The 4240-nt window shown below is 72.7% G+C and carries 4 protein-coding genes and 3 pseudogenes; 6 read left to right on the top strand and 1 reads right to left on the bottom strand.

Annotated elements, in window-relative coordinates; genetic code table 11:
• The 6 genes and pseudogenes from ACWEVO_RS31390 to ACWEVO_RS31365 form a co-directional block, all read left to right on the top strand.
• A pseudogene (locus tag ACWEVO_RS31390) lies at window positions 1–341 on the top strand (hypothetical protein); the annotation flags it as partial.
• A 363-nt stretch (window positions 342–704) separates the two neighbouring features.
• On the top strand, window positions 705–947 hold the full coding sequence (locus ACWEVO_RS31385) for a replication-relaxation family protein (protein ID WP_452311078.1): 243 nt from the start codon (window positions 705–707) through the stop codon (window positions 945–947).
• Between the two features lie 101 nt (window positions 948–1048).
• Window positions 1049–1261 (top strand): annotated as a pseudogene (locus ACWEVO_RS31380) (replication-relaxation family protein); the annotation flags it as partial.
• A 36-nt stretch (window positions 1262–1297) separates the two neighbouring features.
• Window positions 1298–2012, top strand: a pseudogene (locus ACWEVO_RS31375) (ComEC/Rec2 family competence protein); the annotation flags it as partial.
• A 149-nt stretch (window positions 2013–2161) separates the two neighbouring features.
• Window positions 2162–3142, top strand: a complete 981-nt coding sequence (holA, locus tag ACWEVO_RS31370) for a DNA polymerase III subunit delta (protein WP_452311077.1) — start codon at window positions 2162–2164, stop codon at window positions 3140–3142.
• On the top strand, window positions 3139–3618 hold the full coding sequence (locus tag ACWEVO_RS31365; RefSeq protein ID WP_452311076.1) for a hypothetical protein: 480 nt from the start codon (window positions 3139–3141) through the stop codon (window positions 3616–3618). Before holA ends, ACWEVO_RS31365 begins: the two co-directional genes overlap by 4 nt.
• A 176-nt stretch (window positions 3619–3794) precedes the next feature.
• On the opposite strand, the gene rpsT is transcribed toward ACWEVO_RS31365, so the two are convergent.
• The gene (gene rpsT / locus ACWEVO_RS31360) at window positions 3795–4061 is read right to left on the bottom strand and encodes a 30S ribosomal protein S20 (RefSeq protein ID WP_091319230.1); all 267 of its coding nucleotides are present in this window, start codon (window positions 4059–4061) and stop codon (window positions 3795–3797) included.
• Between the last annotated feature and the right edge of the window lie 179 nt (window positions 4062–4240).

The following is a 4240-nucleotide window of genomic DNA, read 5'->3' as shown; positions in this document are numbered from 1 at the left end:
TCCGCCGCCGCGACGGCGGTCCGGTCCGGGACCGCGGTCCGGAGATCACCGAGCTGGTCCCGGCCGCCCGGACCGCCGCCCACATCCTCGCCACCCAGGGGACACCGCTGTCCCGCAAGGGACTGGCCCGGCAACTCCGCGCGGACGGGCGCCACCTGTCCAACGCCACCGCCTCAGCGCTCGCGCGCGTCTTGCGCGCCGAGGCCATCCCACCGGGCCGCGGCCCCAGCAGCGCCGAACCTGTCACGTCGGGAGGCCGCGTGACAGACCGACAACCGGCAACTTCTGTCAGACCACGCCGTCCCGGTCAGACCAGTGCCTGTCAGGAAGCCGCCTCCTGACACGACCTGACCCGGCCTGTCAGAGCCAACACCATCCCACGCGCCACGGCGCTCGCCGCCAGTGCGCCTATGGCTCCTGCACCCGCATCCCGACCATTCAAGGAGCGACGAGCATGCTGACCCAACTCACGAATCCCACCAGCGCTGTCACCGACCCGCATCACCCGCCCTCACACACCACGGCCACGGCGTGCGGCCGGCCGTGTCGGTGTCGGTGTCGATCCCCGGTTCACCGTCCGCCTTGATACTGACCCCCAAGCCGACCCCTCGTACTGGCTGACAGCCCAGGTCAGGGCCGCTGCCAGCGGCGCCGACGGGTTCCCGACACACACCCATGTGTGGGGTGTCCCCCAGGGGCCGCCTATGCGTAACCCACTGTCGGCGTCGGATCCGCTGCTGCGCCTACAGGCCAGCATCACCGCCCGCGACGACCGCCTCCTGGGCTGGCTCTACGACCATGGACTACTGACCACCGACCAGATCGCCGCGGCCCTGTTCCCGTCCCTGGATTTCGCGCAACGCCGGCTCCGCCGCCTCACCGTCCTCCGCGCGGTGGGCAGGTTCCGACCCAACAAACCCGACGGCGGCTCCTACCCCTACCACTAGGTCCTGGACCAACTCGGCTACAGCCACGTCCACGGCCAACGCGGACTCGGACAACCACGCCGGGAACGGCGCCGCAAGCAGTCCCTCACGTCGCGCCCCACCTGCCCCATCTGCTCGGCGGCAACCAGGTCTTCATCGACCTCGCCGCCCACGCCCGCACCCATCCCGGCAGCCATCTGGACCGCTGGCAGCCCGCCTCCGCTTTCCACGACCCGGGCGTGTTCTACCGAGAGGGCGGGGATCCGCAGATCATCTCCCGCGGTCCGAGCGGCTTGCCCCGCCCGGACGGGGCTGGGGTGTGGACCGAGCAGGACCGGTCGGTGCCGTTCTTCCTCGAATACGACACCGGCGCCGTCGTGCTGCCGGTCACCGCCGGCCGGGCGGTGTTGGTCGACGCAGGCCCAGGGCCATCCGACGTGGACGGCTGCCTGTGCCGGCTCGGCGTACGGCAGGTGCCGTTGCTTGGTCAGCCACTTCTACGCCGAGCGTGTGGGTGAGATCGCCGGGGTGTTCCGGGGCCGGCGGGTGAGCGAGGTGGTGACCCGGCGTAGGTCGAAGCCGCAGTGGGGCCTTGCCCAGGTAAGCGACGCCGCACGCGACGGTGGGGCCGCTCTGCGCCGGTGGGCTGGCGCTGGCGGGCCCGGGGGAGTGGGGCTGGCCGCCCTTGGTCCGCCCTACCCGTTGCGCGGCAGCCGGTCGGATCCGAACGACAACTCGTTGGTGCTGGCGGCGACCGTCGCCGGGGTACGCATCCTGCTGGCCGGCGACGCCGAGACGGAGGAGCAGCGGGCGCTGTTGGAGACCGGCCCGGCCGGCGCGTTCTGGGCCCACGTGCTGAAGGTCGCACACCACGGCTCGGCGTACCAGGACCCGGAGTTTCTGGCCGCGATCCGGCCGGCGGTCGCGCTGGTGTCGGTGGGCGCGGGCAACGACTACGGGCACCCGAACGCGGCCCTGCTCGACCGGCTGCGCCGCGGTGGTGCCCGGGTGCTGCGGACCGACACGTCGGGCGACGTGGCCGCCGTACGTGACGGGCCGGGGCTGGCGGTGGTGGCGCGGGGCCTCGGGCCGGGGCGTCGGGCCGCTCCGCGCGCCGACCAGTCTTGCGGGGATAGCAGGCAGATCGAATCAAATGTCTGGATTCGCGCTGACTGCGGGCTGTGCCGTCACAGTCCTCGATGACCAGGCACGATCGGGTCGGAGCGCGTGCGAGTATGGGCGACGTGACCCCCGCCAGCCTGCCCCCTATTCTGCTCGTCCTCGGCGACGAAGAGCTGCTCGCCACGCGAGCGGTCACCGAAGCCGTCGCCCGCGCCCGCAGCGTCGACCCCGACGTCGACGTCCGGGAATACCAGGCCGGCTCGCTGACGGTGGGCGAGATCGCCGAAATGCTCAGCCCCTCGCTCTTCGGTGGGCGGCGGGTGCTGGTGCTCCGCTCCGGCCAGGACGCGCGCAAGGACCTCGTCGCCGCGCTGCTGGACTACGCCAGGAACCCCGACCCCGAGGTGCAACTCGTGGTGCTGCACCTCGGCGGGGCGAAGGGGAAGGCGTTCGCCGACGGGCTGCGGGCCGCGGGCGCGGCCGTCGTGCCGGCGGCGAAGCTCAAGGGGCACCGGGAGCGGGTCGCCTTCGTGCGGGACGAGATCCGCCGCAGCGGGGGCAAGTGCACCGAGGACGCGGCGGAGGCGCTGATCGCCGCCGTCGGCACCGACCTGCGGGAGCTGGCCGCCGCCTGCTCGCAACTGGTCGCCGACACCGACGGCCGGATCGGGGCGGACACGGTGGCCCGCTACTACAAGGGCCGGGTCGAGGTGAGCGGCTTCACCGTCGCCGACGCCACGATGGTCGGTGACGTCCCCGCCGCCCTGGAGGCGTTGCGCTGGGCGCTGCACGTCGGCGTCGACCCCGTGCCGATCGCCGACGCGCTCGCCGACGGCGTCCGTACCGTGGCCCGGGTCGCCTCAGCCGGGCGGGGCAGCCCGTACCAGCTGGCGAGCAGCCTCGGCATGCCGGCCTGGAAGATCGAGCGGGCGCAGCGGCAGGGGCGCGGCTGGACGCCGGAAGGCCTGGTCGAGGCGATGCGGGCGGCCGCCGAGTGCAACGCGGCCGTCAAGGGCGGCGCCGACGACCGGGCGTACGCGCTGGAACGGGCGGTGTTCTCTGTGACGGCGGCCCGGCAGGGCGGCAGCCGGTGACCCGATCCCAGTCCTGGGCGACCGTGCCGACGGATGACGAGCGGTACCGGCCGCTCTACGCCCGGGTGCTGGGGCTGCGCTTCGTCAACCCGGGCGGGATCCTCTGCTTCCTCTTCTTCGAAGGGGCGGTGGCGCTCGCCGTGCTGCTCGCCCTCGCCGAGCTGGTGAGCTGGTGGGCGGTGCTGGTTCTGCCGGTGGTGGTGGCGGCGATGGTCAAGCTCAACGACGTGGTCGCCGAGCTGGTCATCCGGAGCGCGGCGCAGGTGCCGGAGCAGGAACGGGACCGTTTCCGCCGGCAGATGGAGCCGGTGGTCGGGCGGGCGGCGGTGCCCTCGACCGCCCGCGCGCTGCCGAGCGGGGCCGTCGCGCCGGACCACCCGCCGTCAAGCATGACCGCCCCCGTCGACCCGGCGCTTCGGGCGCTCGACTACGGGGAGCAGTCGCTGCACCCCCAGCAGGGATCCCCGCTGGACTGACCGGACCCACCCCGACCGGTCCCGCTGACCGGCCGTCAGCCGCTCGGGCGCGATCAAGAGCCGCAGGAGCTGCCCCGAGATTGCGGCCTCCCGGCGTGGTGGAGGCAGCGAACGCAGATAGCCGGAAGCCCCGGGGGTGGTGCCCCGGGGCTTCCGGTCAGGTCTGAGGGCGCTCGTCAGGCCGAGAACGAGGCGACGCGCTTGGCGATCGCCGACTTCCGGTTGGCCGCCTGGTTGGCGTGGATGACACCCTTGCTGGCAGCCTTGTCCAGCTTGCGGGTGGCCTCCCGCATGAGGGTGGTGGCCTTCTCGGTGTCGCCGGCCTCGGCAGCCTCGTTGAACTTCCGGATGGCGGTCTTCAGCGACGACTTGACCGACTTGTTACGCAGCCGGCGCTTCTCGTTCTGCCGGTTGCGCTTGATCTGGGACTTGATGTTCGCCACGCGACAGCCTCGTCTTGATAGCTCGGGTTGGTCTGCTTTCGCGCACGACGAGCATGCGTCATCGCCGCGCGAAAAGCCAGGTTACCAGGTCGGCCCGGACGAGCCAAAACGGCTCGGGCAGCCCCGGCCCGGCCTGCCCCCGGCCGGCGCCGGCCTCCCCGCGCCAGCCTGCACCCATC

It is taken from the genome of Micromonospora sp. NPDC003776 (genome assembly GCF_053605645.1).
The sequence above is the reverse complement of the archived record's forward strand: the minus strand, read 5'-3'. Positions and strand labels throughout refer to the sequence as shown.